Here is a 26,141-nt window from a genome sequence, read left to right as displayed (position 1 = left end):
AGGGCGCAATGATACGCAAGGACACCCTGCTGGCATGGCCCATGATTTTGTTTATGGTGCTGTTCTTTCTGTCGCCGCTGCTGGTGCTGTTCGGCGTCAGCCTGCGCGAGGGCGAGAATGGCTGGGGCCTTGGCAACTTCGCGGCCTTCCTGTCCGATCCCTTCGCGCGGGGAGTGCTGACGCGCACCCTGATGCTGGGGCTGCAGGTCACCTTCTGGGTCAGCGTCCTGTCGCTGCCACTGGTCATGCTGTATTGGCATGGCGGCCGGCGGCTGCGCGGGTTTATCCTGATCTGCACGCTGCTACCGATGCTAACCTCGAACGTCGTACGCACCTTCGCGTGGGTGGTGATCCTTGGCCGCAACGGGCCGATCAGCCAGTCGTTGCTGGCACTGGGGCTGACGGAACGCCCCTTTTCCCTGCTTTTCACCGAAACCGGGCTGATCATGGCACTGGTGCAGATCGAGCTTCCGCTGCTGCTGCTGCCGGTCTTTTCCGTCCTGAACCGCGCCGACCGCAAGACACTGGAAGCCGCCGAGGTTCTGGGAGCGGGCCGCTGGCGTGCATGGTTCAGCGCCATCTTTCCGCAGATCGTGCCAGCGGTGCTGGCGGGCTGGGTGCTGGTCTTCGCCTCTGCCACCACCTCATATGTCACCCACACGGTTATCGGCGGGGCACGGCTGATCTTTCTGCCCCAGTTCGTCTATCGCGAGGTCGGAGTGCTGTTCCAATGGCCGATGGCGGCGGCAATCTCGATCATGCTGCTGGCCTCTACCGGCATCATCATGCTGGGCCTGACGATGCTGGCCCGTCATGAAAGGCTGCAAGGTCATGGCTGATATCCGCACGGCGCTTTACTGGGCCTTCGTCTGGGTCGGCGGGTTTGCCGTCCTTGGCTACATGATCGGGCCGATCCTGCTGGCATTGCTCATGTCGTTCAACGACGGGGCCACGCTGGCCTTTCCGCCCAAGGGGCTCTCGCTGCGCTGGTATCAGGCGCTGCTGGATCCGGTGCAATCCGAACCGATCCACACCGCCGCCCGCAACTCGTTCGAAACCGCGCTGGCCACGGTGGTGGTCGTCACGCTGATCACCGCGCCAGCAGCCTTTGCGCTGGCCCGAGCGCCCCGCCGCTTTGCCGGAACGGTGGAGCCGGTCCTGCTGGCGCCGCTGGTGCTGCCGAGCCTTGTCTATGCTCTGGCCGCGCTTCTGGCGCTCAGCCTGCTGGGGCTGGGGCCTTCGTTCTGGGCGGTGCTGATCGGGCACAGCGCGGTCTTTGCACCGCTGATGTTCCGCACCGTCCTTGGGTTGGCGCAGCGCATGAACCCCGCGCTGGAGGAGGCCTCATCGACCTTGGGCGCATCCCGCCTGCGAACGTTTCTTCGCGTCAGCCTGCCCGGCATTGCACCGGGCATCGTCGCGGGCGCGTTTCTCGTGTTCATGCAGTCTCTGGATAACGTCTCGGTCACGTTGTTTCTGGGCGAACCCGGGCGGACGATGCTGCCCCTGCGCCTGTTTTCCATGCTGGAGGAAAGCCTCGACGGGCGCGTGGCCGCCGTGTCCGGCCTTCTGATCCTCGCGGCCGCCCTCCTTCTTGTCACCATCCAACGTTTTGCCGGCCGAAAGGATCTCCGATGAACGCCCATACCGCAGCCCGCGCCCCGATAGAGCGTCTTCTGGGTGACTTCCAACCGGATTTCGATTTCCGGCCCGCCATGCCGATCCCGCCGTCCGAATATGGCGAACGCATGCGCAAGCTGAAGCGCGAGGCGGTTTCGGCGGGCCTCGATGCCGTGGTGGTGCATTGCGACAGCGTGGGTTGGTTCCATGCGGCACATCCCTATCTGCGTTATCTGTGCGACTGGATGCGCGAGGGGGTGCTGATCATCCCGATGGACGAAGGCAAGGAGCCGGTGCTGCTGTCCTTCTTCACCCAATCCGTCATCCTGCCCCCCGGAGGGGAACCCGTCGGCATTGACCGCATCCTTCAGATCGGGGCGGTGGGCCGCGAATATGCCGACATCCCCGGTGACAGCGCCGCAAAGACCGTCGAGGCCACCGTCGCCCGTCTGACCGAAATTGGCGCCTTGCGCGGCAGCATCGGATTCATCGGCGACAAACGCTCTGCCGCGTTCCGGGCGGCGCTTGTGACCGCGATGCCCGCAGCGCGGTTCTCGGACCGGCACGGCATTCTGGAACGGATGCAGCGCAACCGCACCGTGGCCGAAATCGCCCAGTTCCGCACCGCCGCCCAGCTGATCAGCGTGGCCACGCAGGCCGCCTATCACGTCGCCCGCCCCGGCGTCACGGATTACGAGATCTATGCCGCTTTCACGATGGCCCAGATGGCACGCGGGGGCGAAACCGGCGACGGATACCAGATCGGCGCGAACGAATGGGGCACCCATTGCGGCAAGCCCTATGGTCGCGTGATGCGCAAGGGGGATCTCGCCAATCTCTACGTTTCGAACGTGACCTATCAGGGATATACCGCGCAAACGGCCCGCATGTTCGCCTTCGGTGATCTGACTGCGCGGCAGGAGCTGGTGCTGGAGACCTGCATCCGCGGTGTGAAGGCGGCGGAAAAGCTGATCCGCCCCGGCACGCTGATCCGCGACCTGAACAACGCGGCCTTCGACAGCTATGTCGAGGCGGGCCTGCTGAAGGACGCCGAGGCGCGCACCATGCCCTATAACTGGGCCAGCGGCGAAGATGGCGGGCCGCGAGAGATCACGCGCCAATACGTCCCCGACCCGGATTATGAAGCGCAGGGCCGCCAGCTTATGCACCTCTATCCCGCGACCTTCGGGCCGCATAACCCCAATCTTGGCCATTCGGTCGGGATGGCGGGCGGGCAGAACGCCTTCAATATCGCATCCCACAATTACGACCGGCTGGAGGAAGGCATGGTCTTCGTGCTGCACACCCAATGGCTCGAGCCGCAAAGCGCCGGCTGCAATATCGGCGACATGTATGTCGTGACCGAAGACGGGTTCGAGAACCTGTCGCGCCACACCCCCCTTGAGACACACAGGATCGCCGCATGAACAGCCTGTCCTTTGACTTTGCCGCCCTGACCCCGAAAGAGCGTTACAAGCTGCTGATCGGCACGGTCATCCCGCGCCCGATCGCGCTGATCACCACGGTGTCGCAGGACGGCATCCCGAACGCGGGATCATTCAGCTTTTTCAACATCCTGACACATGATCCAGCGATCATGGCGGTGGGCATTGAATACAAGCCCTGCGGCAGGCCCAAGGATACGGCGGCCAACATCCTTGCGACCGGCGAATTTACCGTCCACATCTCTGACCACGCTCTGGTGGAACAGATGGAGATCTGCTCGATCAAGTTCGCGCCGGACGTGGACGAGTTGAAGATCGCCGGCCTGAAAACCGCGCCGGGCGAGACGGTGCGCAGTCCGCGCATCCTGGCCGCCCCCGCAGCGTTCGAGTGCCGTTTGCTGCAAACCGTTCCGCTGACCCCCGCGCGCGTGATCGTTCTGGGCGAGGTGAAGCGCATGTTCGTGCGCGAGACGCTGATTGATCCCGCCACGCTGCATGTCGATCAGATTGGCATCGACGCCGTGGGGCGCCTTGGCGGGCACCTCTATGCGCGTCAGTTGGACCAGTTTGAACGTGTCACCCCCACGGTCGAGGAGTTCATGGCAAGGAACAGCGCTTGCCTGACCACGCGATAGTGAGGAAAGCACCGGGGATGCCGGACCTCGCCGCCGACCGTGTCGGTGCTGCGGCGCTTTCGCGGCTACGGCCACCACCAACCCCGAGGAAAGCGTGCCGCAACCGCCTCGGTCATCCGAGCCGGGCCGCAGGAGGGTCGCGCAAGAACATCGCGGCAAGGGCAGGGCGCTGCCATGACGTCGCTCTTGATCTTGTCGTGGTAATCGGCAGGTTGCCAGTCAGCCCGACCATGACGGGCAGCCTGACCAAGGAGCCACCATGACCGAATGCGCACCCGATCCCGTCCTTCTTGCCCGGCTTGCCGATGTTGCGGTGCGGGTCGGCCTCAATCTGCAGCCGGGCCAGGATCTGGTCCTGACCGCGCCGGTCGAGGCGCTGCCCTTGGTCCGCGAAATCGCTGCGAGTGCCTATCGTGCGGGGGCCGGTCTCGTTACGCCGCTCTTGTCGGATGACGACATTGCCCGCGCCCGGTTCCGACATGGTCAGGATGCAAGCTTCGAGCGCGCGCCGGACTGGCTTTACCGCAGCATGGCGCAGGCTTTCGAGGGCGGCGCGGCGCGCATGGCGATCGCCGGCGCCGATCCGATGGCGCTTGCCGCCGAAGATCCGGCCAAGGTCTCGCGCGCCAACAAGGCAAATTCGATGGCCTATAAGCCCGCGCTCGAGAAGATCGCGAATTTCGCGATCAACTGGACCATTGCCGCCTATCCGACGGTCGGCTGGGCCCGGCAGGTCTTTCCCGATCTGCCCGAAGACGAGGCCGTGCTGAAGCTGGCCGAGGCAATCTTCGCGGCCTCGCGCGTGACGAATGACGATCCGGTCGCGGCCTGGGCGGCGCATAACGCTGCCTTGCGGGCGCGGTCGGCCTGGCTGAACGACGAACGCTTCGACGCGCTGCATTTCACCGGGCCGGGCACCGACCTGATGGTCGGGCTGGCAGATGGCCATGAATGGCATGGCGGCGCCTCGGTCGCGCAGAATGGCGTCACCTGCAATCCGAATATCCCGACCGAAGAGGTCTTCACCACGCCGCATGCCCATCGCGTCAGTGGCACCGTGCGGGCAACCAAGCCCCTCTCCTATAACGGCGCGCTGATCGAGGATATCGAGATGCGCTTCGAGGCCGGCCGCGCGGTCGAGGCGCGTTCGAGCAAGGGCGAGACAGTGCTTCTCAACATGATCGACAGCGACGAGGGCGGCCGTCGCCTGGGCGAGGTCGCGCTGGTCCCCTTCAGTTCGCCGATCTCGCGGACGGGGCTGCTGTTCTACAACACATTGTTCGACGAAAATGCGGCCTGCCACATCGCGATGGGGCAATGCTATTCCAAGTGCTTCCTCGAGGGTGCCTCGCTTTCGCCCGAACAGATCGCAGCGCAAGGCGGCAACAGTTCGATGATCCATGTCGACTGGATGATCGGTGGACCCGACACCGATATCGACGGCATCCACGCCGATGGCACCCGCGTCCCGGTCTTCCGCAAGGGCGAATGGGCGCGGTGACGCGCCTTGCAGCAACGGCTCGACCGGGATGACCTAGTTGCCGCGGCAGTGTTCAGCGAGCGAACGGCCGGGGGTGTGTCAAAACCGTCTGGCGAGTGCCGTTTGATCGCAGAGCCAGAACGTTCAGGGCCATTTCGGCGCGCATGTTTTCCCATCCAGACCTTGATCGTGCCGAAGGGGTGCTCGACCGTGCAGCGGCGAAGCGTCATCGGATCGGTGTCCCGACTCCGAGCGACTTGCTGTGGGGTAAAGATGAGAGCCTCGTTCGAGTCTCGCGTGGATGCCACTCTGCCGGGTTGAGATCCGTCTCTGCATTGCCTATCTTATCCGTCGGGTGACGGCAGGGGTCGTCGCCCGGACAACGGAGACTGGATGTCAGAGCTTGTGTGATAAGGCTCTCTGAATTTCAGAGAGCCGCGTGAAACCGAAGCCGCCGGGTGCATTTGCGCAAGGGCGTTTTTTCACGTCTAACACACGAGACTTCCATGAATATCTCAAGAAATGAACAACGTGCGCTGCACGTTCTGGCTCTTGGTGGCCGTATCCTGCACGAGCGCGAGGATGGTCCCAAGATCACCGCTGTTACCTGTATCACGCGCGAAGGGATGATCCTTTCCGATTTCGACATGGCCATCTTCAGCAAGTTGCGGCGCAAGCGGCTGATCGAATCCCGGTCCGGTGGTCCCTATCACATATCGAAACGCGGACGCCTTTCGGTTCGCGCGCAACTCGACAATCAGGGAGCATAACATGCTGATCCGAAATGAAATCGGCAGCGATCGCTCTGCGATCCGCAAGGTCGTGACCGAGGCCATGAAGCTGCTGCCACAGGCCACCGGAACCGAGGCAACCATCGTTGACAGGCTGAGGGCGGACAATGCCCTTAGCCTGTCCCTGGTGGCCGAAGACGGGGGCGAGCTGATCGGCTATCTGGCCGCGTCGAATGCCCGGATCGGGGCCGTGCCGGGCTGGGGACTGATCGGTCCGCTTGCCGTTCTGCCCTCGCGGCACGGTCAGGGGATCGGCAGCGCCCTCATGGCCGAGGCGCTTCTTCGGTTGCGGGAAAGCTGCAAGGGGGCGGCATTGGTCGGTGAACCCGGATATTATGGCCGGTTCGGGTTCAGGGCCTTTCCGCAATTGCGGGTGGGTGACTGCCCGCCCCAGTTCGTTCTGGCCCTTCCGTTCGATGCAAGCGAACCCGCGGGAGAGCTGATCCATCATGCCGCCTTCGATTTGAAGCAGCAGGTTTGACGTAAGCCCTGGGCCGCACAACCGATTGTGAGGGCCCGGGCAATCCCGCTTGCCGGATGATCCCACCCCATGTTGGGGCGTTGTTGTAAGTCCACAGCCGCTCGGTGGCGATGTTCTGCACCTCCTCTATGGCTTCAGAGATGTATCGGTCCAGCCACCCCGTTGTTCTTCTTTCTCGAAGGACGGGGCTCGAGACCCACCAAATTTCAGATGTCCCTTCGGCAGACTTGATCCAGGCGGAGAAAGGATATACATTTCATTGATGTATATCCTTTGTGGGGGCAGTGAATCATGCAGATCGCGAAATGGGGAAACTCGCTGGCTGTCCGGCTGCCCGCGGAGCTTGTGCGCGAACTGGGGCTGAAGGCCGGTGATGAGGTCGAGTTGCATCCGGCGGAGAAAGGCTTTGTTGTGCATCGTAGACCTTCGGCCGAGGATGTTCTGGCTGATCTGCGCCGATTTCGCGGACGGCTGCCTGCCTCGGAGAGAATGAGCCGCGACGACGCGAATGCGCGCTGATTTCTTCGATACCAACATCATCCTCTACCTGCTCGATGACGGTCCGAAAGCCGAGATGGCCGCCGGTTTACTGGCGGAAGGGGGTGTGATCAGCGTCCAGGTGCTGAATGAGGCCCTGGTCAATTGCATCAGGAAGGCCCGGATGTCCTGGCAGGAGGCAGCCGATTTCCTTGCGGGTGTGCGTGACCTGTGCGAGGTGATCGACCTCTCGGTCAGGATTCATGATGTCGGTCTGGCTATCGGTGAACGATACGGATTCTCGGTATATGACGCGATGATCGTATCAGCGGCACTGACCAGCGGGTGCGAACGGCTTTACACGGAAGATCTGCAACACGGCCAGCTGATCGAAGGCAGGCTTCGGATCGTCAATCCCTTCCGGGCGTGATCTTGCGCCGCGATCCCGGACTGGGAGTTGATTTTCTCTACCGCGCAAGGGTTCAAGGAGCAGGCGGCTCCATGCGAACTCCGCCGAAGCGCCCAATCTCCATACCCAACAACAACTTCGCAGCGCAGCCTTTCGGGCGGGTCTAGCGCCCGCCTCAGCCCAGCCAGCGCCGCAGGTTAGGCAGAAAGCGATCGAGGAAGCGCGTCGTCGCGGGCATGAAATGGCTGCCATGATGATAGACCGGATCAAGCGAGGTCACCAGAATGCGCCCGGGCGTCGAGACCTCGTCGATATAGAGAAGCGCAAGCCCGTCGCGGTCGCGCAGAAGGACCTCGCAGCCCTCGGGTGGGTCGAAATGGCCGTGCAGATGCCAGGTGACGTCCTGCTTTTCCAGCCCGGCCATCAGCGGATGGTGGCGGTTTTCGATCTGGACACCAAGATCCGCGCCGGCCTCCAGCCACCACCACCAGTTCGTCGGGCGCGGCGTGAAGCGCAGGCCGGGCAGCCATGTTTCGGAGCCGCTTTCGCCCATCGCGATCACCGTGCCGCCAAGGGCGAGATGCCGGGCGATCGCCGGGGCTTGCGGGATCATCCTCTGCGCGGGCGAGCGGCAGGGCACGAATAGGCAATCGCCGGGTTCCAGCCGCAGGCCGATCTCTTCGGGGCGGATGATCTCGTCGAAACAGGCGGCATAGCGCGGCCCCTCGAGCGTTTCGATATGGTAATAGGTTCCGCAGGAGGTCGCGATCAGGCGCATAGGCAAGGCCCTCCGCCCGCCCAGTCGATGATGCGCCCTTGCAGCAAGGGGCCGAGGTTCCATTCGCGGCCCAACTGGTCAAGGTCATTGCCGGCATGGGAAAACACCCGGCCACCGCCCGGCCGTGCCCAGACCCAATCGACGGGAACCAGCGCCTCGCCTAGCCCGGTCACGGGAATTGCGCCTTCGGGCAAGGGGTTGCAGCCCCGACCATAGAATCCCGCGACGCCCTTGTTCGTCTCGAGTTGGGCAATCTCGATCCCGGCGAAGATCGGATGCGGGGCCAGCCTTGTCTGCGACAGATCGGCGCGGCGGGGTTGCCGGATCGGGCGGAAGGGTTTGATACCCGCGATCATGGGGCGCAGGAAATGCCCGTTGAAGAACCAGCGCCCGCCGCGATCCAGAAACGCCTCGAGCGCCGGACGCAGCACCAGCATCGCATCCTGATCGAGCAGGGTGCCGCTGACCAGACCCGAGACCGCGCCAAGATCCCCGGCTGTCAGCCGGAACTGGTCGACGACCCGGACGCGCGGATGGGTCGGGATCACAGGCGACAGAGGCTCGGCGCCGCAGTTCAGCCAGATAACATCCACGAGAACCTCGAGAGATCGCGGGGGCCTCACGAAACCTCATGGCTGGCCCCCTATACCACAGTGTTTGAATCAACTACTTGGGGGCATGAATGATTCCAAGCGATTCTCCCTCGCGGTCCTGGTCTTTGCCGGATTGTTCGGCCTCTGGGCGGGTTCCTCGGCCATGGGTCTGGTCAGCCCCTTCCTGCTGCCATCCCCGCTTGACGTCTGGAAAGGCTTCGTGGGGCTGGTCGGCAATGGCAAGCTGGCGGACCATACCGGCATCTCGATCCTGCGGGTGCTGATGGGCTATGCCCTCGCGATCGTCCTCGCGCTGGCGCTCAGCCTGATGATGGCCGCCTCGCGCGTGTTCGCGGCGCTGGCGGATCCGCCGCTCGAGTTCCTGCGCCAGATCCCGCCGCTGGCTTTGATGCCGCTGATCATGCTGTGGTTGGGCATAGGCGAGGCGCAGAAGGTCGGCATCATCGTCCTTGCCTGCTTCTTTCCGATCTTCCTCGGCTTTCGCGGCGGCTTTGCCCAGGTCGATCCCCGGCTGATCGAGGTCGGTCATGCCGCGGGCTTCCCCCGCCGCGAGCTTTTGCGCCGCATCGCCCTGCCCGCCGCCCTGCCGGCCATCGTCATCGGCCTGCGACTGGGTCTTGGCCATGGCTGGCGCGCGCTGGTCGGGGCAGAGCTGATCGCCTCCTCGGCCGGGCTTGGCTACATGATCCTCGACGCGCAGGATCTGGCGCGCACCGATATCGTCATGGTCGGTATTCTGGTGATCGGCGCGATCGGCCTTGCCGCCGATGCCGGGCTGAAGGCCCTGGTCCGCTGGCGCATGCCGTGGATCAGGCAGGATCTGGAGCTTCGCAATGGCTGAGCTGCGCCGGATCACCCATGGCTACCCGCTGCCCGATGGCAGCCGGAAAACCGTCCTGCAGGATGTGGACCTGACCCTGTCCCAAGGCGGGTTTCATGTGATCCTCGGCCGGTCGGGCTGCGGCAAGTCGACCCTGCTGCGCCTGATCGCCGGGCTGGAGACGCCGGATCACGGCAGGATCGACCTTACCGGCGACAAGGTCGGGGTCGTTTTTCAGGAACCGCGCCTGATGCCCTGGCTCTCGGTCGAGGAGAATGTGGGCTTTCTCATCAAGGGGCGCGTGGCGGCGGATGAACTGGCCGCGCGCGTCGCGGCCATGCTTCGGACGGTGGGTCTTGCGCGGGTGGCAAGGGCATGGCCGGACCAATTGTCGGGCGGGATGGCGCAGCGCGTGGCGATCGCCCGGGCGCTGGTCAGCCGCCCCGGCCTCTTGCTGATGGACGAGCCGTTCGGCGCCCTCGACGCCTTCACCCGCAAGCAGATGCAGGACGAGCTGGTGCAGATCTGGAGAGAGACCGGCACCACCATCGTCTTCGTCACCCATGACATCGAAGAGGCCCTGCGCCTTGGACAATCCATTCTGGTGCTGGAAGAGGGGCGGTTCGCCCTGAAATTCGCACTGGAGGCCAGTTATCCCCGCGACGGGGCCGAGCCAGCCGTCAACGCAGCCCGCCAAAGGCTGCTGGATCAATTATTTGCCCGCACCGCCTTGCCGGATCGGGTGGCTACCCTGAAAAGGACGACAGCATGAAAATCCTCACCTCCCTCGCAGTCGCGCTTTCGGTCGCGCTGGGAACGATGGCCGCCGCGCCGGCCATGGCCGATACGAAGAAGGTCGCGATCTCCTATGTGACCTCGCCCTTCAACGTGCCCTCGATCGTGATGCGCAAGAAGGGCTTTCTGGACGAGGCCTTCGCGGCCAAGGGCGTGACCCTGACCCATCCCGAGATCACCTCGGGCGCGGCCCAGACGCAGGCCATCGCGGCGGGCGAGTTGCAGATCGCCTCGGTCCTTGGCGGAACCTCGGCCATCCTAGCCCGTGCGAATGGCGCGGATGTGACGGTGATCGGGGCCTATGCGCGCTCGCCCAAGGCCTATTTCATCATGACCGGCAAGGACGGGGTCGAGGATGTGAAATCGCTGAAGGGCAAGAAGGTCGCGGGGCCGAAGGGCACCGTGCTGAACCAGCTTCTTGCCGCGAGCCTCGCCGCCGAGGGCATGACGCTTGACGATATCGAATACCTGAACATGGACCTGCCGACCGCCCGCGCGGCGCTGCTGGCCGGTCAGGTCGATGCGGCGACGCTGGCCGGGGCGAATGCCATTCAGGTCGAGGCCGCCGGCGGCCGCGCGATCATCGACGGCGAGGGGCTGATCGCCCCCACCACCGTCATCGGCTCCAGCAAGGCCTTTGCCGAGCAGAACCCGGACCTGATCGCCGCCTATTTCGAGGCCCACCTGAAGGCGCTGGACTTCATCCGCGACCATGAGGACGAGGCCCTGCAACTCGCCGCCGAGGATCAGGGCATCTCGATCGAGGAGGCGCGCAAGCAATTCGCGCTTTACGACTTCACCCCGGCCATGACGCAGCAGGATATCGACAACCTCGCCGCCGACCAGGACTTCATGATCGAGGCCGGGATGCTGGAAGCCGGTCGCAAGATCGACATCAAGGACGATCTGATCCTGCCCTCGGCCTTCGACATCAAGTGAACCCATCCGGGCGGGGCCGCAAAGTCGGCCCTGCCACCAAGGCATGCCATGAAACTTTCGCTTCTCGATCAGCTTCTCATCGCGCCGGGGCAGGACAGCCGGCAATCCATGGCCGAGACCATCGGCCTGTCCCGCCATCTGGAGGCTCTGGGCTTCGCGCGGCACTGGATCGTCGAGCATCACGCCGTCCCCTATGAGGTCTGCGCCGACCCGATGCTGGTCGCGCTGATGCTGGCGCGCGAGACGAGCCGCATCCGTATCGGCGTCGGGGGCGTGCTTCTGAACAATTACAGTCCCTACAAGATCGCCGAGACCGCCAAGACCCTGTCGCTGCTGGCGCCGGACCGGATCGACATTGGTATTGGCCAGTCGGTCTCGGGCGTGCTGCCGGACCTTGCGCTTCAGGCGGACCGCACCCGGAAGCCTGCGCATGATCAGGCGGAAAAGACCGAGGAATTGCTGGGCCACCTCTATTCCGACCTCCCCGACAGCTATGCTTTCGCCGGCCTCAAGGTGATGCCCGATGTGGCGCCGCCGCTGCCTTGGATCATGGCGGTCGGCGCGGCGTCCGCGGCGCGTGCCGGCGCCCTGGGATTGCCGCTGGCCCTTTCCGCATTCCACCGCCCGGAGGAGGCGGTGGCGTCTGCGGCCGCCTATCGCCATGCGTTCCGCCCCTCGCCGCGCGCGGGGCTGCCTGACGCGCCAAAGGTGTTTCTGGCCCTGCGCCTCAGCACGGCCGAAACCATGGCCGAGGCCGAGGCGCGCGCGATGCCGCTGCGATGGGCCTTCGACCAGCGACGGCGTCTGGCGACCATGCCCGAGGCCCTGCCTGACATCCCGCAAGCGATCCGCATGGCAGGCGGCGTATGGCCGGCCGAAACCGGGGACTGGCCGATGTATGTGATCACACCCCTCGCCGCGCTGCGATCACGCCTGCTCTCGATGGCCGAAGCCGTCGGCGCGGACGAGATCATGCTGCAGGACGCGCTGCCCGATCCGGCGATGCGCCGCGAACATTATGCCGCCATCGCCGGGGAGTTTGCCAAGGGCTAGCGCGGGGGCGCACCCGGCTCGCCGAAGCCGGGGATCTCCGGTCGAGTCCGGTCAGCGCCTTTCCCTTGTCAGCCGCGCCCGACCAATCCGTTCAGGGCGGTATAGGATGGCGGCTTCACGGGCAGGCTCGCGCCGCGTCGGAGCAGGAGGCGGTCGGATTGCGGGCGGGCGATCAACTGCTCAAGACGCCAGGCCTCGAAGATCATCAGGTCCGCCCGGCCCCCCTTCCTGATACCACCCGCATCAAAGCCCGTGATCGCGGCCGGGGCCGGACCCGCAAGGGAAGGCGCATCGCCGAAGGGATGGTCGAGATGCAGGATGCGAACGGCCTCGCGCCAGGTGTCCAGCATGTCATGGTCGCCATAGGCGTAGAAGGGATCGCGGCAATTGTCGCCCGCGACCGCGACCGGCACGCCTGCCGCGCGCAGCTCATGCAGCGGCATCACGCCGCGCCAGCGCGGAGTTCGGCCCGGCTGGCGGTCCTGCAGATACATGTTGACCGTGGGCAGGGTGATCAGGCGCAGCCCAGCCTCGGCGATCAGGGCGATGGTCGCGTCCAACTCCGCCTCGGGGAGAAGCGCCAGCGAACAGCAATGCCCACAGGTCACGCGGCCCTGATAGCCGTGACGGATCGTGGCGCGGGCGACATGGGGCAGCGCGCCGGCCTGGGCTGCCTCGTCGACATGCAGGTCGATGTCCAGATCACGTTCCTTGGCGAGTGTGAACAGGCGATCGAGCAGTTCGTCCAGATCGTCGAGCCCGCCGCCATGAGTTCCGCCCGAGGCGCGGGTGACGCCACCCATCAGGCCGCCATGCGTGGCAACCAGATCGGCCAGTTTAGCGCCGTAATCGGTGCGATAGACATCGACCGGGACCAGCGCCACGGCCTGCAGCCCGATCCTTCCGGCCCATGCGGCGCGGGTCTCGGCAAAAGCGGCCCAGCTTTCCTCGCCCTGACCTTCATGGCTGTCGAGATGGGTGCGGATGGCGGCAACGCCATGCGCTTCGGCACAGCGCAGGCCGAAATCCATGCGCGCCAGCAGGTCGTCGCGCCGCCAATGGGCGATGCGGTCCCGCGTGGTAGCCTCGCGCGCGCCGGCATGGGTTCCGCCCGAATCCGGGGCGCGGCCGGTGACATGGCCCTTGTCGAGATGGGTATGCGCATCGACCAGCATCGGCCAGAGATGCCGCCCGTCCAGATCAATCGCGGGCGCGCCCGCAGAGATTTGCCCCGCGGCAGAGATGCCGGCGACGGTTTCGTTCTCGATCAGCAGGTCGATCAGCGCGGCATCGTCGCCATCCGGCATCGCCCCGGGGGGCGCCCCGTCCAGCAGCAGCGATTGCGGCACGCGGGCATTCTTCAATGTCACCCGACTTTGGCCGTCAAGGCGGCGGATCTGCGCCGCGAGGGGAATCGACTGGTCATCCATCAGCTTGGTCTTTCCGTGAAAATCATCTGCCGGATCAGCTCCGGTCCGGGTCCGAGGCGAACATGCGTTGCGCCATCTGCAAGAAGCGGCTTCCCGCCGGGGAAAGCTGGCCACGGGCGCGATGCGCCAGGATCAGCCGCTGCCGCCCCGCCGCCGCTTCCAGCGGAAGGAAGGCGAGGTCTCCGTCGCGCAGCTCCTGATCCACATCCACCCGGTTGAGGATTGTGACATGAGGCGGGCGGCGGACAAGGCGTTTCATCATCTCGGTCGAGTTGGTCTCGACCACGGGTTTCAGCGTCACACCGGCGGGCGCGAGATTCTGCACGACCTCGCGCAGTGAGAGGCTGGGATCGGCCAGAACCAGCGGATACATCAGGCAATCCGACAGCCGGACCGAGGATTTGATCGTCAGCGGATGGTTGCGGGCCACGACCGCCCCCAGCGCGTGGCGGAACTCGGCCGCCAGATGCAGGCGCGCATCCTGCGGCAGGTTATAGGCCAGCGCCAACTCTGCCTGACCCGAGGCGATCCAATTGATCACCTCGGGCCGGTTGCCCACCATGACGCAAAGGTTGATCTGGGGATGGGCGTCGCGGAAATCCGCCACGACCTCGGCCAGGCGCCCCGCGGCCAGCGTCTGCATCGTGGCGATGGTGACCTCGCCCCGGCCCAGTCCCTTCAGCGCCTTGATCTGCGCCCGCATCCGGTCATGGGCGCGCAGCGTCTCGCGGATATGCGTGACCAGCATCTCGCCAGAGGTGGTCAGCTTCAGACCTTTCGGCAGCCGCTCGAAGATCGGCGCGCCGAGATCCGCTTCCATTTCCAGGACAAAACGGTTCACCGCCGAGGGCGAGACATTCAGCACCCGCGCCGCCTTGCGGATCGAGCCCTGACGCGCGACCTCGTCGATATAGCGCAGGGCGCGTCCATGCAGCATCAGCCTTCCGGGGTCGGTGGCGGGGGTCGCCCTGACGATGTCACCCGGAAGGCCCATTCTCAATGCCTCACTTCCTGATCGCGGCGAAGTTCGCGTTGATCCGCATGGTGAGGTAGTCGCCCGCGGTCATCGGCTCGTATTTGCCCAAGGGGCCGACCATCAGCGCATCGCGGTTGGCTTGGCAGAAGAAGGGCAGCGACAGGCGGCGGCCCATATATTCACCCTCGCGCGGCATACGGACGCGGTGCAGGGTCGATTGCAGCTGGTCATCCGACCAGCGCATCAGCATGTCGCCGATATTGCAGGTGATATAACCCTTGCGCGGAGCAACGTCGGTCCATTGGCCGGTCGCGGCATCCTTGCCCGGGCAGACCTGCAGCCCACCTTCACCCTCTTTCTGGTGCAGGATGGTCAGACAGTCGAAATCGGAATGCGCGCCGGCGCGCCATGCCTTGAAATCCTCGGGCTGGGCATTCTCCATCGACATGTAATGGATCATCCGCAGGGTGGACTGATACTGGTCCGAGGCCGGGTCATGCGCCTTCGTGAAGAAATCCTCGGCAAAGCCCATCTTCAGGGCAAAGCAGGACAGAATTCGCATTCCCAGTTCCCAGTTCTGCCGCTCGAAACGCAGAGCGCGCTCGCGGAAGGCGGGCAGCTCCGCCTCGGTCGGCCATTTGCCTCCCATCAGCGGGCGGGTGACCTGATAGCTTTCCTTGTTGTCGGGTGTCCCGGTCGAGGGGCGGACCTGGGCCTTGAACTCCCAACCCGCATTGGTGCCCTTGGGCATCGGGTATTGCGCCTTGACCTCATGCGGCAGCTCGAAGAACGCCCATGCGTTGTCGAAGGCCGCGTCGATGTCTTCCTGCGCGATGCCATGGTTATAGACCTGGAAGAAGCCGATATCGGTCGAGGCGGTCCAGAGGGCATCCGCGATCTCGTGCTTGCGGTTCTCGAAATCCGACAGGTCGATCACCGGGATCGCGCGTTCGACGGTGGTGCCTTCGCCGCCGATCGTGGTTTCCTTGTTCAGCTCGGCCAGAGCGTAGTTTGCATTGGACATTGCAGTCTCCTTGAATGCCCTTGCGGGCGGTTGGGGAGCAATTTCCCGACCCCAGGGGCCTGAACGCTTCTACTCCGGGTAAAAATCAATGTTCCGACTTGGGCAGGCTCCAGGGGAAGACGCGCTTCTGGACCTGCACCACGACCTGGAACAGCAAGAGCGACATTGCGGCCAGAACGATCAGCCCGGCCCATGCCTGCGGCAACTTGAACATGGAGGTCGAAAACTGGATGAAATAGCCCACCCCCGCCTCGGAGGCGACGAATTCGGCCACCACCGCGCCGATGACGGCCAACGTGATCGAGATCTTCAGCGCCGAAAAAATATAGGGCACGGCATAGGGCAGGCGGATCTGCGTCATCTCGCGCCATGCCGGGGCGCGCAGGCTGCGCGACAGCTCGATCAGTTCCGGCGGCGTCGCGGCAAGGCCGGTCGCGGTCGAGACGACCAGCGGGAAGAAGGTGATCAGCGTGGTGATGACCACGCGGGGCAGGTCGCCCGCGCCAAGCGCCACGATGATGATTGGCGCAATGGCGACAACGGGCGTCGACTGCACGATGACCAGCAGCGGATAGAGCGTCCTCGACAGCAGTGCCGAGCGCATCATCACCATGGCCAGCGGGACCGAGACCACGATGGCCAGCCCGAAGCCCAGCAGCGCGACGCGCAGGGTTGACCAGACATGCAGCATCCAGCGCGAGAAGCCGATCGCGGCGAAGGAGTTCAGGATCGCGCTGGGGGCGGGCAGCAAATAGGATGGGATCGCGAAAATCCGCACGGCGATTTCCCATAGCAGCACCGTCCCGATCAGCGTGGCGCCGGTGGTCACGCCGGGCAGGTCGACCAGACGTGGCAGCAGCGGGCGACTGTCCTGCGACATGGGGGCTGTGCTGGCCGCAGCCACCGGGCGCGCGGGCGCGGGGCGGACGGGGGCAGGGCGGGATGCCTTGGCGGGGACGGTCTGGCTTTGGGTCATGGCATCCTTCATTTCAGGCCACCTCGCGCATCATCAGCCGGTCGCGCAGATCGGCGGTCAGGTCCAGAAGGGCCGCGTCCTTCATGCTTTCGGGTCCGCGCGGGCGGTCGACCGGCACGAGATGCTCGCTGGCGACCATGCCGGGACGCCCCGACATCACCAGCACGCGATCGGCCAGAAGCGCGGCCTCGCTGACCGAATGGGTGATGAACACGACGGTCTTGGGCTTCCGGGCAAAAATGCCCAGCAAGTCGAAGCCCATAACCTCGCGCGTCAGCGCATCCAGCGCCGAGAACGGCTCGTCCATCAACAGGATGTCGGGGTCCATATGCAGGGCGCGGGCAATTCCCACGCGCTGCTGCATGCCCCCCGACAGCTCGTCCGGCAGCCGCTTGCCGAAACCCTCAAGCCCCACCATCGCCAGCAATTCCTGCGCCCGGTCGCGGTCGCGAGGCGTGACGCGACCGGTCTTGTGGCGCACCGGGAAAACGATGTTATCCTCGACAGTGGCCCATGGCAGCAAGGTGGGCTTCTGGAACACGATTCCGATATCGTCGCGTGGTCCGGTGACGGGCATGCCGAAGACCTCGACCTGCCCGCTGGTGGGTTTCAGCAGCCCCGCGATCATCCGCAGCAATGTGGACTTGCCGCAGCCCGAAGGGCCAAGGATGGCAAGGAACTCATGATGCGCCACGTCAAAGTTGACATCGCGCAGGGCCTCGGTCCGGCCCGAGCGGGTCTGGAAGACCTGCCCAAGACGATCAAAGCGGATGGCGGGGGGCTGCTGGATCATCATTTCGCCGCAATCATCTCGCGGGTGACGGTCGATTCCGCGTCATAGCTGGCCGGGTCGATGCCTTGCGCCGCGGCGACGCGGGCCCAGGTCTCGGCCAGACGGCCCGGCTCGAAAACGCCCAGCCCGTCCTTTTCGGTGACTTCGTTATAGACCAGCTTCATCGCGTCATTCAGCGAGCCTTCGACATCCTCCGAGGCCAGTTCGGCGACGATGTTCTTCACCGATCTGGCAGCGGCCTCGGGGTTTTCCTTGGCAAATTCGATCGACTGCTTGAAGGCGGCGACAAAGCGGCGCGCGACATCGGGGCGGTCCTTCAGGAAGGCGTCATTGGCGATGAGCGAGGCCGAATACAGGTTCAGGCCCGCCGCCGACCATGGCAGCGCCTGAATTTCCTTGCCGGCTTCCTTGCCCTGATTGGTATAGCGGGTATCGTCGGTCAGCCATGCGATGATGCCATCGACCTGACCCGTCATTAGCATCGGACCGAGCGCACCCGGCTCGGCCTTGATGACGGTGACCTCGTTCTCGGCGATACCGGCATCCTTCAGCACCAGCGGCAGAAAGACATTCGACGAGGTGAAGGGCGAGGTCGCGATCTTCTTGCCCCTGACGTCGCCCACCGCCTCGAAGCCCGAGCCCTTGACGGTGTAGAAGGCATGCGGGCCCTTGTTGAAAATCGACATCACGGCCGTCACGCCGACCTTCTCCAGCGCCCGGGCGGCCATCAGCGCGCCGATATCCGAGACGCCGATATCGGCCGAACCGGCGGCAAGGCGCGAAATTGCGTCGGTCGAGCCGCGGCCCGGGGCGATCTCGATCTCAAGGCCGGCATCCTTGCAGAAACCCTGGTCGATGCAGACATAGATCGGCGCCTTGTCACCGCCGGGCAGCCAATCAAGCTGGTAGGTGACCTTGTCGGCGGCCAGGGCGGGGCTGGCCAGCAGGGCGAATATCGTGGCGATTGCGGTCGCAAGGCGGCGGGTCGGGCGGGCGGAGCTTGTTTTCGTCATTGCGTTCTTCTCTCTGTTGGTCATTGGGGAAGGCCGTTGTCCTGACGCAATTCTACGATCCGCCCCGGCCGACATGCGGGCGCAGTCGCGTTCTCGGGATTGCTGCGCAGCGGGCAGTCAAGGCAGCGATGCCCCCTTTCGAAGACGGGTAGGGGAAGGGCGGCAGTTTGTGGGAATTTCGGATGCATCCAAGACTCGCTTCGACAGTTTGACCGCCGAGCAATGTCCAGGTTCCACACCAGACCGCTTCTACTCGCTTGCTGTCATGCTGCGTCCGCTGTCCCGATTTCGGCAACAACAATCAGCGTTTTTAGCCGCCGATTGACGGGGGCCTATCCTTTGCGCAGCACGCTGCCGCGTTTCAGGGCAATTTGATAATATTTTGAAAATAATCAAACTCATGGAGAGACGGCAGAATGGTCATAAGATTTCGTCGTCTATTGACCGAGGCCGTGCGCGTGCCTGTTCGAATAATACGTACGGTGTCGCCCCGACGCGCGCCCCGCGCTGCCGCTGTTCTCGCACCGCGCCTTATGACTCTTGTCACGCCACCAGCGGCTGAAAGAACGGTTGAGGCGCGGCAACGTAGCGTTCGCGCATCACCGCGGCGCGTTCCTCGACCTTGCTTGCCGAGGCATGGATATGGCCGCGCAGCGCCAGTTCGGTGCCCATCTCGTCCCTTGCCAGGATATGTCGGAAGATGCGGATATGCTCGTTCATGAACGGCTCGTATTCGGGCATCTCGATGCGGACGCCCATGATCTGCTTGCTGAGGGTCAGCAGGCAATGGGTGCGGCGCAGAACCTTGACGAAAGTGGTGTTCGGGCAATGCTCGAGGCAGCGGACATGCAGATCAAGCTCAAGCTCATATAGCTCGCCCGCCGTCACGGCGGGATAGCGCCGCAAAGCGGTTTCATGGCGCCGGATCATGTCCTCGACTGCGTCCCGGGGAATGTGGCGCACCGTCTCGCGCAGCGCGACGGGCTCCAGCAAATCGCGCAACTGATAAAGCTCGGTGATGCGCTGCTTGTCCAGCGGCACCACCATCCAGCGAAAGCTTGCATCCTTTTCGACCAGCCCGAGGGGTTCCAGGTTCATCAGGGCATCGCGCGCGGTCGAGCGGCTGACATCGTAATGCCGCGCCAGCTCGACCTCGTTGATGCGGATCGCGCCGAAGAAGGCCTGATAGACGATCTTGGCTTCGAGATCGTCGATGAAGGTTTGCCACGAGAAGGCGACGTGGTTCGACGGCGGCCCAATGGTCGAGATCACCCGTTCCAGCAAATCGCGATCCGGGGGCGTGCCGGGCGGACCGACGACAAGGCCCCGCCCCTCGAAGCGATGTGCAAGACCTTCGGCCTCGATCATGGACAGGGCCTGTCGGACCGGCGCGCGGCTGAAATGCATCCGCTCGGCGACCGGCCCTTCCAGGATCACCGTCCCCGGAGGAAACGTCCGGTCCAGGATCGCCCGCGTCAGCGTTTCATGGACGACTTCATAAAGGTTCTTCTTCACCGTTTCCCGGCTTTCATGGCAGTACCCCTGCTCCAGAGATGTTTGGGCCAGGGAGTGCATTCTTCAAGATCATTTCGCGGGAGCTGGAAATCTCGCGAACTCCGTTCCCATGCCTCTATGCCACGGCAGCCGGGATAAGCGTCGCGCCGGTCAGAGATCGCGGACGGCCAGTTCATCCACGGTTTGGGGCGCGTCGACCGCGATGGCATTGCGCAGCGCCAGGCCGAAGCCGGGAGCCTCGATCTCGAACACGTCACCTTCCTCTGGACGGATCCCGTCGCCAAAGGACAGGGTCGCCGTGCCGAACATGTGGATGTGGATGTCACCCGGCTGGCGGAACAGCGGATACTTGAAGTGGTGATGCTCAAGATTGGCGAAGCTGTGGGACATGTTGTCCTCGCCCGACAGGAAGGGCTTTTCCCACAGGACCACGCCGTCACGCAGGATGCGGCTGGTGCCGCGAATGTCGGCGGGCGGCGATCCCAGCCGGATTTCCGGCCCGACCGAGGCAGGGCGCAGCTTGGAATGGGCCAGATACAGATAGTTCTGACGCTCGGTCACGTGGTCGGAAAACTCGTTCGAGACGGCGAAACCCAGGCGGAAAGGCTGGCCCAGATCGTTGATGACATAGATCCCCGCCATCTCGGGTTCCTCGCCATGGTCCAGCGCGAAAGCGGGCGAAACCAACGGCTGGAACGGCGCGGCAAGGGCATGGCCGTTCCCCTTGTAGAACCATTCCGGCTGGACGCCGGGCTGGCCCGGCCGGGGCTTGCCGCCTTCGATGCCCATGCGGAACATCTTCATCGTGTCGGTCGCGCCGACCTCGAGCTGCTTTTCCTCGGCATGCATCCCGTCGCGGGTCGCGGCCGAGCCGAGATGGGTCAGCCCGGTTCCGGTCAAATGAAGATGCGCCGGGTCGGGATGTGTGATCGGCGCGATGTAGCGGCCCTGCCGGGCCAGATCCGCTGGATCATGCGTCTCGCCAAACCCGTGTGCGGCGATGACATCGACCAGCCGGACGCCGGAATTCGCGGCGGCAAGCGCCAATGCATGGACGCTGCCGGCGTTCTTGACCTCGCGCGCCGGTTGTCCATCCTCGCGGGCAAGGACGGTGATCGCGCCATCGGCGCCGATGATTTGGGAAAGCAGCATGGTCAGGCCCTTTGCGGAAAAGGTGCCCCGGACAAGGGGGAGGCCCGTCCGGGGGGAGGAAAGGTCAGTTGGCCGGGCGGAATTCGGCGGGCAGGTCGATGCCGAAATGGCGGCTATAGATCGTGTTCAGCTCGTCGGAGGCGATCTTGCCCTTGACCCATTCGTCAAGCCACGCCTTCAGCTCCGGTTCGTCCTTGCGGATGCCGATGGCATAGGGCGCCGCGCTCATCACGAATTTGATCTCGAGATCGCGGGCGGGATTGGCCACATTGACCTGGCTGATGACCGAGGCGGCGGCCGCGATCAGATCCTGCTGGCCGGTAGCGACGGCGGTATTGGTGGTTGCGTCGTCCTCGTAACGCACGATCCGCAACCCATCCACTCCGTCCGCACCCTTGGACAGGGCCTGGTCCGAGGTCGTGCCGCGTGTCACCGCCACGGCCTTTCCGGCGAGTGCGGCGAAATCCGGCGCCTTGACCGATTTCGGCGCCCCGATCACCGTCGGCACGACGCCATAAGGCTCGGAATAATCAATGACCTTCTTGCGTTCCTCGGTGATCGAGAACGAGGCCATCACGATATCGGCCTTGTCGGTCAGCAGGAAAGGCACCCGGTTCGGGCCGGTGACCGGCACGATTTGCAGGGTGACGCCCAGATCCTTGGCGAGTTCCGTCGCGGCCTCGACATCCGAGCCGGCGGGCTTGGCCGACGCGTCAAGCTGGCCATAGGGCGGCGCGCCAAGGTCGATCGCCACGCGGATCGTGCCCCGCTCCTTGATGTCAGCCAGGCTGTCGGCATGGGCGATGCCGGTGAAAAGGGCGGTGGCCGTGAACAGGGCCGCGGTCAGGGTAAGTTTCATTCGTCTCTCCTCCTTGGAATGAAGCCGGTCGGGAACTACAGGCCATTCCCCACGAAATTGCGCAATTCTGGGGTCTTGGGATCGTCGAACATCGATCCGTCGCCGGTTTCCCAGACTACCCCGTGATGCATGAACACGATCTGGTTCGCGACGCGCTTGGCGAATGACATCTCGTGGGTGACGAGGATCATGCTCATGCCTTGCCGGGCCAGCGCCTCGATGGTCTTGAGCACCTCGCCGGTCAGCTCGGGGTCAAGCGCCGATGTCACCTCGTCGAACAGCATCAACTCGGGTTCCATCGCCAGCGAGCGGGCAATCGCCACGCGCTGTTGCTGGCCGCCCGAAAGCTGTTCGGGATAGGCATTGGCCTTTTCAGACAGGCCGACCTGCGCCAGAACGAGCTGAGCGACCTCCTTGGCCTGCGCTTTGGACAGTCCCTTGGTCAGCCGCGGCGACAGGGTGATGTTTTCCTCGACCGTCTTGTGGGGGAAGAGGTTATAGGACTGGAAAACGATGCCGACATCCTTGCGCAGCGAACGCAGATCGGTGCCCGGCTCGTGCAGGCGGCGGCCGCAGACATGCAGTTCGCCGCCCTGTATGGTCTCCAGCCCGTTCACGCAGCGCAGCGCAGTGGACTTGCCCGAGCCGGATCGGCCGATCAGCGCAACGACGCTGCCCTTGGGCACGGAAAGCGAGACATCCTTCAGCACTTCCACCTGGCCGTAGGATTTGCGGACATTGCGGAATTCGACGATGTTGGTCATGGCTTGCATCCTCTCAGGCCCGCTTGAGCTTGCGCTCTAGGCGGCGGGCATAATGCGACAGCGGATAGCAGAGGGCGAAATACAGGGCCGCCGCGATGCTGAAGACGATGAACGGCTTGAAGGTCGAGTTGTTGATCAGCCGCGCCGTATAGGTCAGTTCGGCAAAACCGATGACCACGGCATAGGAGGTGTTCTTCACGATCTGGACCAGAAAGCCGATGGTCGGCGGGATCGAGATCTTGACCGCTTGGGGCAGGATCACATGGGTCATGCGCTGGAATCGGGTCAGGGCCAGGCACTCGGCCGCTTCCCATTGGGCGTTCGGAACGGATTGCAGCGAGCCGCGCCAGATCTCGGCCAGATAGGCGCTGGCATAAGCGGTCATCGCAAGGCCCGCGGCCACCAGCGCCGGCAGGTTGAAGCCCATGACCGAGATCCCGAAATAGCACAGGAACATCAGGATAGGCAGCGGGATGCCCTGGATCAGCGCGATATAGGCCGCCAGAGATCGGCGCAGCAGCGCGCTCTTGGATATCCGGCCAAGGGCGATGGGCAGGCCCACGATCGTGCCGCCGACGAAGCCCATCAAGGAAAGGATGATGGTCCAGCCCGCGCCCTGCAGGATCAGCAGGTAATGGGCGAGAGAAAGAGAAGTGTTCATGCCTACCTCCTCCGGGTCAAAGCGGGGTGCCGAGGCGCCGGCGCCGGGTGAAGGCGGCGCGGGCCACCATCTCCATCGCCAGACGCATCAGGACCGACAGGAGCAGATAGATGACCGCGACGACGATATAGATCTCGAAGCCCCGGAAGGTGATCGACTGGATGCCGTAGGCGGCGCCGGTCAATTCCTCGACCGAGATCTGCGACATGATCGAGCTTGCCAGCATCATCAGGATGAACTGGCTGATCAGCGCGGGATAGACACGCTCGATCGCCTGCGGCAACTCCACATGGAACAGCACCTGCGTTCGGCTGAGCGCGAGGCAATCCGCGGCCTCGTGCTGCCCCTTCGGAATGGATTCCATGCCCGCTCGGATGATTTCGGCGGTATAGGCCGAGACATTGATGACAAGCGTGATGATGGCGGCCTGAAAGGCCGGGACATGCAACCCGAGCGCGGCCAGTCCGAAAAACAGCCAGAAGGCCTGCACGACCAGCGGGGTATTGCGGATAATTTCGACATAACCAGCGGCTAACGCTGACATAGTTCGTTTTCCATGTACGCGGGCGACGGCCAGCGCCGTGCCAACCACAAACCCGGACAGGATGGCGGCCGACGACAGTAATACGGTTTCCCCCGCGCCTCGCGCCAGCTCTGGCCAGAAATCGGCCAGAAAGCTGAAGTCGAAGTCATAACGCAAAGCAGATCCTCCCTCGATCGCTGCCGCCGATTCTTGATTGCGATCCGGCGGTGGCCAATGAATCAGCCTTGACGATCGGAGCTAACATGAGTGAATAGTGCATGCAATAGTCATTTGAAGGGCAAGCCATGTCGCTAGATGAACATCCCGCCATATTGCTGAATCCCGCCGATAGCGTGGGTGTGGCGCGACGTATGGTGAAAGCCGGGGAAGAGATCGGAATCGCCGGCGTTGCCGCCACCGAGACGGTTCCGCGCGGTCACAAGATTGCCCTGCGCACCATCGCCGAGGGTGAGGAGGTCCGCAAATTCGGCCAGGTGATCGGGATCGCCAGCCGGCCCATCGCCCCCGGCCAGCATGTGCATCTGCAGAACCTCGCCATGGTGGACAGCAAGCAGACGCATCAGTTCTGCGTGGAGAATCAGGGGCCGGGCCTGCTGCCCGAGGGTGAGCGCGCCACCTTCATGGGCTATGATCGTGGCTTGGGCGGAGTCGGGACGCGCAACTATATCGGCATCATCTCGACCGTGAACTGTTCGGCCACGGTGTCGCGCTATATCGCCGAACATTTCAACCGGCTGGGCGGGCTGGACGGCTTCGACAATGTCGACGGCGTCGTTGCGCTGACGCATGGCGGCGGCTGCGCGATCAACACCAAGGGCGAGGGTTACGAATACCTGACCCGGGTGATCAAGGGCTATGCGACGCATCCGAATTTCGGCGGCATCCTGATGATCGGGCTGGGTTGCGAGACCAACCAGATCCGCCCGATCATGGAGCATTATCGGCTGGAAGAGGGTAACCGTTTCCGCACCATGACCATCCAGCAGCTTGGTGGCACCCGAAAGACTATCGAGGCCGCCTGCGCGATGATCCGCGAGATGCTGCCCGAGGTGAACGCTGCGACCCGCACATCGCAGCCATTGTCGAAACTGAAGATCGCGCTCGAATGCGGCGGATCGGATGGCTATTCCGGTATTACCGCGAACCCGGCGCTGGGGGTGGCATCGGATCTGCTGGTGCGGAATGGTGCGACCACCGTTCTCTCCGAGACGCCCGAGATCTATGGCGCCGAGCATCTGCTGACCCGGCGCGCAAAATCGCCCGAGGTGGCCGAGAAGCTGCTGGAACGGATCGAATGGTGGCGCGACTATACCGCGCGCAATAACGCCGAGCTGAACAACAACCCCTCGCATGGCAACAAGGAGGGCGGATTGACCACCATCCTCGAAAAATCGCTGGGCGCCGTGGCCAAGGGCGGATCAATGCCGCTGAATGCGGTCTATGAATATGCCGAGCCGGTGACAGAGCAGGGTTTTGTCTTCATGGATACGCCCGGCTACGATCCCGTCGCGGTGACGGGGCAGGTGGCCGGGGGATGCAACATCGTCTGCTTTACCACCGGTCGTGGTTCGGTCTCGGGCTGGAAGCCGTCGCCGACGATCAAGATCGCCACGAACACCGTCATGTTCGAGCATATGCAGGAGGACATGGACATCAATTGCGGGGACATTGCCCGCGGCACCGACACGATCGAGGCGGCGGGACAGCGTATCTACGACATGATCCTGGCTGTCGCATCGGGTGCGCGAACGCTGTCCGAACAGTTCGACTATGGCGACAACGAATTCGTGCCATGGCAGGTCGGCGCAGTCACCTGAGGCGATACGCATTGTTTGGCGTGGCTGGATGCGCGAGCTGACGGCCGCTCCGGCGGCGGCGTTTCCGGCAATGGCCAGATGCGGGTCGCATCTGGCCGAGATTTCGGCTTTGAAGAGAGCGGCGGCTTTTTTCGCGCGCGAGGTGATAGGAGGTTGAAGGAGGGGCTGGCCTGATACGGCACGCTGCCACCGACCGGTGAAAGCCGCCGCCTGACATGAAACCCGCGCTAGAGCTTGGCTGAGCGTTCAAACTCCCAGACCGTCATCGGACGAAGCGCCG

General features: G+C 64.1%; 28 protein-coding genes. 14 read left to right on the top strand and 14 right to left on the bottom strand.

The window, feature by feature from the left end; genetic code table 11:
- The first annotated feature begins 8 nt into the window (after window positions 1–8).
- The 9 genes from VNQ78_RS16600 (at window position 9) to VNQ78_RS16555 (ending at window position 7,359) form a co-directional block, all read left to right on the top strand.
- Complete coding sequence (locus VNQ78_RS16600) at window positions 9–839, top strand: ABC transporter permease (RefSeq protein ID WP_325691805.1); 831 nt, start codon at window positions 9–11, stop codon at window positions 837–839.
- A complete protein-coding gene (locus VNQ78_RS16595) occupies window positions 832–1,638 on the top strand; it encodes an ABC transporter permease (RefSeq protein ID WP_325691803.1) in 807 nt (268 codons plus the stop codon). Before VNQ78_RS16600 ends, VNQ78_RS16595 begins: the two co-directional genes overlap by 8 nt.
- Window positions 1,635–3,047, top strand: coding sequence for a Xaa-Pro peptidase family protein (locus VNQ78_RS16590; RefSeq protein ID WP_325691801.1), 1,413 nt, complete (start codon window positions 1,635–1,637; stop codon window positions 3,045–3,047). The genes VNQ78_RS16595 and VNQ78_RS16590 overlap by 4 nt, the downstream gene beginning before the upstream one ends.
- Entirely contained in the window at window positions 3,044–3,700 is a 657-nt protein-coding gene (locus tag VNQ78_RS16585) for a flavin reductase family protein (protein ID WP_325691799.1), read from the top strand. Before VNQ78_RS16590 ends, VNQ78_RS16585 begins: the two co-directional genes overlap by 4 nt.
- A gap of 259 nt (window positions 3,701–3,959) precedes the next feature.
- Window positions 3,960–5,201 (top strand): aminopeptidase, encoded by a 1,242-nt coding sequence (locus VNQ78_RS16580; protein ID WP_325691797.1) that lies wholly within the window; start codon window positions 3,960–3,962, stop codon window positions 5,199–5,201.
- A gap of 485 nt (window positions 5,202–5,686) precedes the next feature.
- Window positions 5,687–5,950, top strand: a complete 264-nt coding sequence (locus tag VNQ78_RS16575; RefSeq protein WP_325691795.1) for a YjhX family toxin — start codon at window positions 5,687–5,689, stop codon at window positions 5,948–5,950.
- A gap of 1 nt (window position 5,951) precedes the next feature.
- Window positions 5,952–6,452, top strand: a complete 501-nt coding sequence (locus VNQ78_RS16570) for an N-acetyltransferase (RefSeq protein ID WP_325691793.1) — start codon at window positions 5,952–5,954, stop codon at window positions 6,450–6,452.
- 291 nt (window positions 6,453–6,743) lie between these two features.
- Window positions 6,744–6,971 carry an AbrB/MazE/SpoVT family DNA-binding domain-containing protein gene (locus VNQ78_RS16560; RefSeq protein WP_325691791.1) on the top strand — a complete coding sequence of 76 codons (228 nt, stop codon included), beginning with the start codon at window positions 6,744–6,746 and terminating at the stop codon, window positions 6,969–6,971.
- On the top strand, window positions 6,961–7,359 hold the full coding sequence (locus tag VNQ78_RS16555) for a PIN domain-containing protein (RefSeq protein WP_325691789.1): 399 nt from the start codon (window positions 6,961–6,963) through the stop codon (window positions 7,357–7,359). Before VNQ78_RS16560 ends, VNQ78_RS16555 begins: the two co-directional genes overlap by 11 nt.
- A 154-nt stretch (window positions 7,360–7,513) precedes the next feature.
- Here the strand turns inward: VNQ78_RS16555 and VNQ78_RS16550 are convergent, their stop codons facing one another.
- Window positions 7,514–8,116, bottom strand: coding sequence for a hypothetical protein (locus tag VNQ78_RS16550; RefSeq protein ID WP_325691787.1), 603 nt, complete (start codon window positions 8,114–8,116; stop codon window positions 7,514–7,516).
- Entirely contained in the window at window positions 8,107–8,709 is a 603-nt protein-coding gene (locus tag VNQ78_RS16545) for a hypothetical protein (protein WP_325691785.1), read from the bottom strand. The genes VNQ78_RS16550 and VNQ78_RS16545 overlap by 10 nt, the downstream gene beginning before the upstream one ends.
- 85 nt (window positions 8,710–8,794) lie before the next feature.
- On the opposite strand from VNQ78_RS16545, the gene VNQ78_RS16540 reads away from it, so the two are divergent.
- Genes VNQ78_RS16540 through VNQ78_RS16525 form a run of 4 tightly spaced genes read left to right on the top strand, consistent with a single transcriptional unit; the run spans window position 8,795 to window position 12,337 of the window.
- Window positions 8,795–9,571, top strand: a complete 777-nt coding sequence (locus VNQ78_RS16540) for an ABC transporter permease (RefSeq protein ID WP_325691783.1) — start codon at window positions 8,795–8,797, stop codon at window positions 9,569–9,571.
- Window positions 9,564–10,322, top strand: a complete 759-nt coding sequence (locus VNQ78_RS16535) for an ABC transporter ATP-binding protein (RefSeq protein ID WP_325691781.1) — start codon at window positions 9,564–9,566, stop codon at window positions 10,320–10,322. The genes VNQ78_RS16540 and VNQ78_RS16535 overlap by 8 nt, the downstream gene beginning before the upstream one ends.
- On the top strand, window positions 10,319–11,284 hold the full coding sequence (locus tag VNQ78_RS16530; protein WP_325691779.1) for an NrtA/SsuA/CpmA family ABC transporter substrate-binding protein: 966 nt from the start codon (window positions 10,319–10,321) through the stop codon (window positions 11,282–11,284). The genes VNQ78_RS16535 and VNQ78_RS16530 overlap by 4 nt, the downstream gene beginning before the upstream one ends.
- 48 nt (window positions 11,285–11,332) lie before the next feature.
- The gene (locus tag VNQ78_RS16525) at window positions 11,333–12,337 is read left to right on the top strand and encodes an MsnO8 family LLM class oxidoreductase (RefSeq protein ID WP_325691777.1); all 1,005 of its coding nucleotides are present in this window, start codon (window positions 11,333–11,335) and stop codon (window positions 12,335–12,337) included.
- 68 nt (window positions 12,338–12,405) lie between these two features.
- On the opposite strand, the gene VNQ78_RS16520 is transcribed toward VNQ78_RS16525, so the two are convergent.
- The 12 genes from VNQ78_RS16520 to VNQ78_RS16465 form a co-directional block, all read right to left on the bottom strand.
- Complete coding sequence (locus tag VNQ78_RS16520) at window positions 12,406–13,767, bottom strand: cytosine deaminase (RefSeq protein ID WP_325691775.1); 1,362 nt, start codon at window positions 13,765–13,767, stop codon at window positions 12,406–12,408.
- Window positions 13,768–13,801: 34 nt separating this feature from the next.
- Window positions 13,802–14,761, bottom strand: coding sequence for a LysR family transcriptional regulator (locus tag VNQ78_RS16515; RefSeq protein ID WP_325691772.1), 960 nt, complete (start codon window positions 14,759–14,761; stop codon window positions 13,802–13,804).
- A 10-nt stretch (window positions 14,762–14,771) separates the two neighbouring features.
- Window positions 14,772–15,767 (bottom strand): isopenicillin N synthase family dioxygenase, encoded by a 996-nt coding sequence (locus VNQ78_RS16510; RefSeq protein ID WP_325691769.1) that lies wholly within the window; start codon window positions 15,765–15,767, stop codon window positions 14,772–14,774.
- Between the two features lie 85 nt (window positions 15,768–15,852).
- Window positions 15,853–16,743 (bottom strand): ABC transporter permease, encoded by an 891-nt coding sequence (locus tag VNQ78_RS16505; RefSeq protein WP_325691766.1) that lies wholly within the window; start codon window positions 16,741–16,743, stop codon window positions 15,853–15,855.
- Between the two features lie 13 nt (window positions 16,744–16,756).
- Window positions 16,757–17,536, bottom strand: coding sequence for an ABC transporter ATP-binding protein (locus tag VNQ78_RS16500; protein WP_325691763.1), 780 nt, complete (start codon window positions 17,534–17,536; stop codon window positions 16,757–16,759).
- Window positions 17,536–18,549, bottom strand: coding sequence for an ABC transporter substrate-binding protein (locus VNQ78_RS16495; protein WP_325691761.1), 1,014 nt, complete (start codon window positions 18,547–18,549; stop codon window positions 17,536–17,538). The genes VNQ78_RS16500 and VNQ78_RS16495 overlap by 1 nt, the downstream gene beginning before the upstream one ends.
- A 543-nt stretch (window positions 18,550–19,092) precedes the next feature.
- The gene (locus tag VNQ78_RS16490; protein ID WP_325691759.1) at window positions 19,093–20,064 is read right to left on the bottom strand and encodes a GntR family transcriptional regulator; all 972 of its coding nucleotides are present in this window, start codon (window positions 20,062–20,064) and stop codon (window positions 19,093–19,095) included.
- 150 nt (window positions 20,065–20,214) lie between these two features.
- Window positions 20,215–21,216 carry an AraD1 family protein gene (gene araD1, locus VNQ78_RS16485; protein ID WP_325691756.1) on the bottom strand — a complete coding sequence of 334 codons (1,002 nt, stop codon included), beginning with the start codon at window positions 21,214–21,216 and terminating at the stop codon, window positions 20,215–20,217.
- 64 nt (window positions 21,217–21,280) lie between these two features.
- Window positions 21,281–22,075 (bottom strand): transporter substrate-binding domain-containing protein, encoded by a 795-nt coding sequence (locus VNQ78_RS16480; protein WP_325691754.1) that lies wholly within the window; start codon window positions 22,073–22,075, stop codon window positions 21,281–21,283.
- A gap of 35 nt (window positions 22,076–22,110) precedes the next feature.
- A complete protein-coding gene (locus tag VNQ78_RS16475) occupies window positions 22,111–22,839 on the bottom strand; it encodes an amino acid ABC transporter ATP-binding protein (RefSeq protein WP_325691752.1) in 729 nt (242 codons plus the stop codon).
- A 13-nt stretch (window positions 22,840–22,852) separates the two neighbouring features.
- Window positions 22,853–23,500, bottom strand: coding sequence for an amino acid ABC transporter permease (locus tag VNQ78_RS16470; RefSeq protein ID WP_325691750.1), 648 nt, complete (start codon window positions 23,498–23,500; stop codon window positions 22,853–22,855).
- Between the two features lie 16 nt (window positions 23,501–23,516).
- Complete coding sequence (locus VNQ78_RS16465) at window positions 23,517–24,200, bottom strand: amino acid ABC transporter permease (RefSeq protein WP_325691748.1); 684 nt, start codon at window positions 24,198–24,200, stop codon at window positions 23,517–23,519.
- A gap of 128 nt (window positions 24,201–24,328) precedes the next feature.
- On the opposite strand from VNQ78_RS16465, the gene VNQ78_RS16460 reads away from it, so the two are divergent.
- On the top strand, window positions 24,329–25,861 hold the full coding sequence (locus tag VNQ78_RS16460; protein ID WP_325691746.1) for an altronate dehydratase family protein: 1,533 nt from the start codon (window positions 24,329–24,331) through the stop codon (window positions 25,859–25,861).
- Window positions 25,862–26,141 lie beyond the last annotated feature (280 nt).

Source organism: Paracoccus sp. (in: a-proteobacteria), from assembly GCF_035556475.1.
Classification (GTDB): Bacteria; Pseudomonadota; Alphaproteobacteria; order Rhodobacterales; family Rhodobacteraceae; genus Paracoccus.
This window is presented reverse-complemented; position numbering and strand designations above follow the sequence as displayed.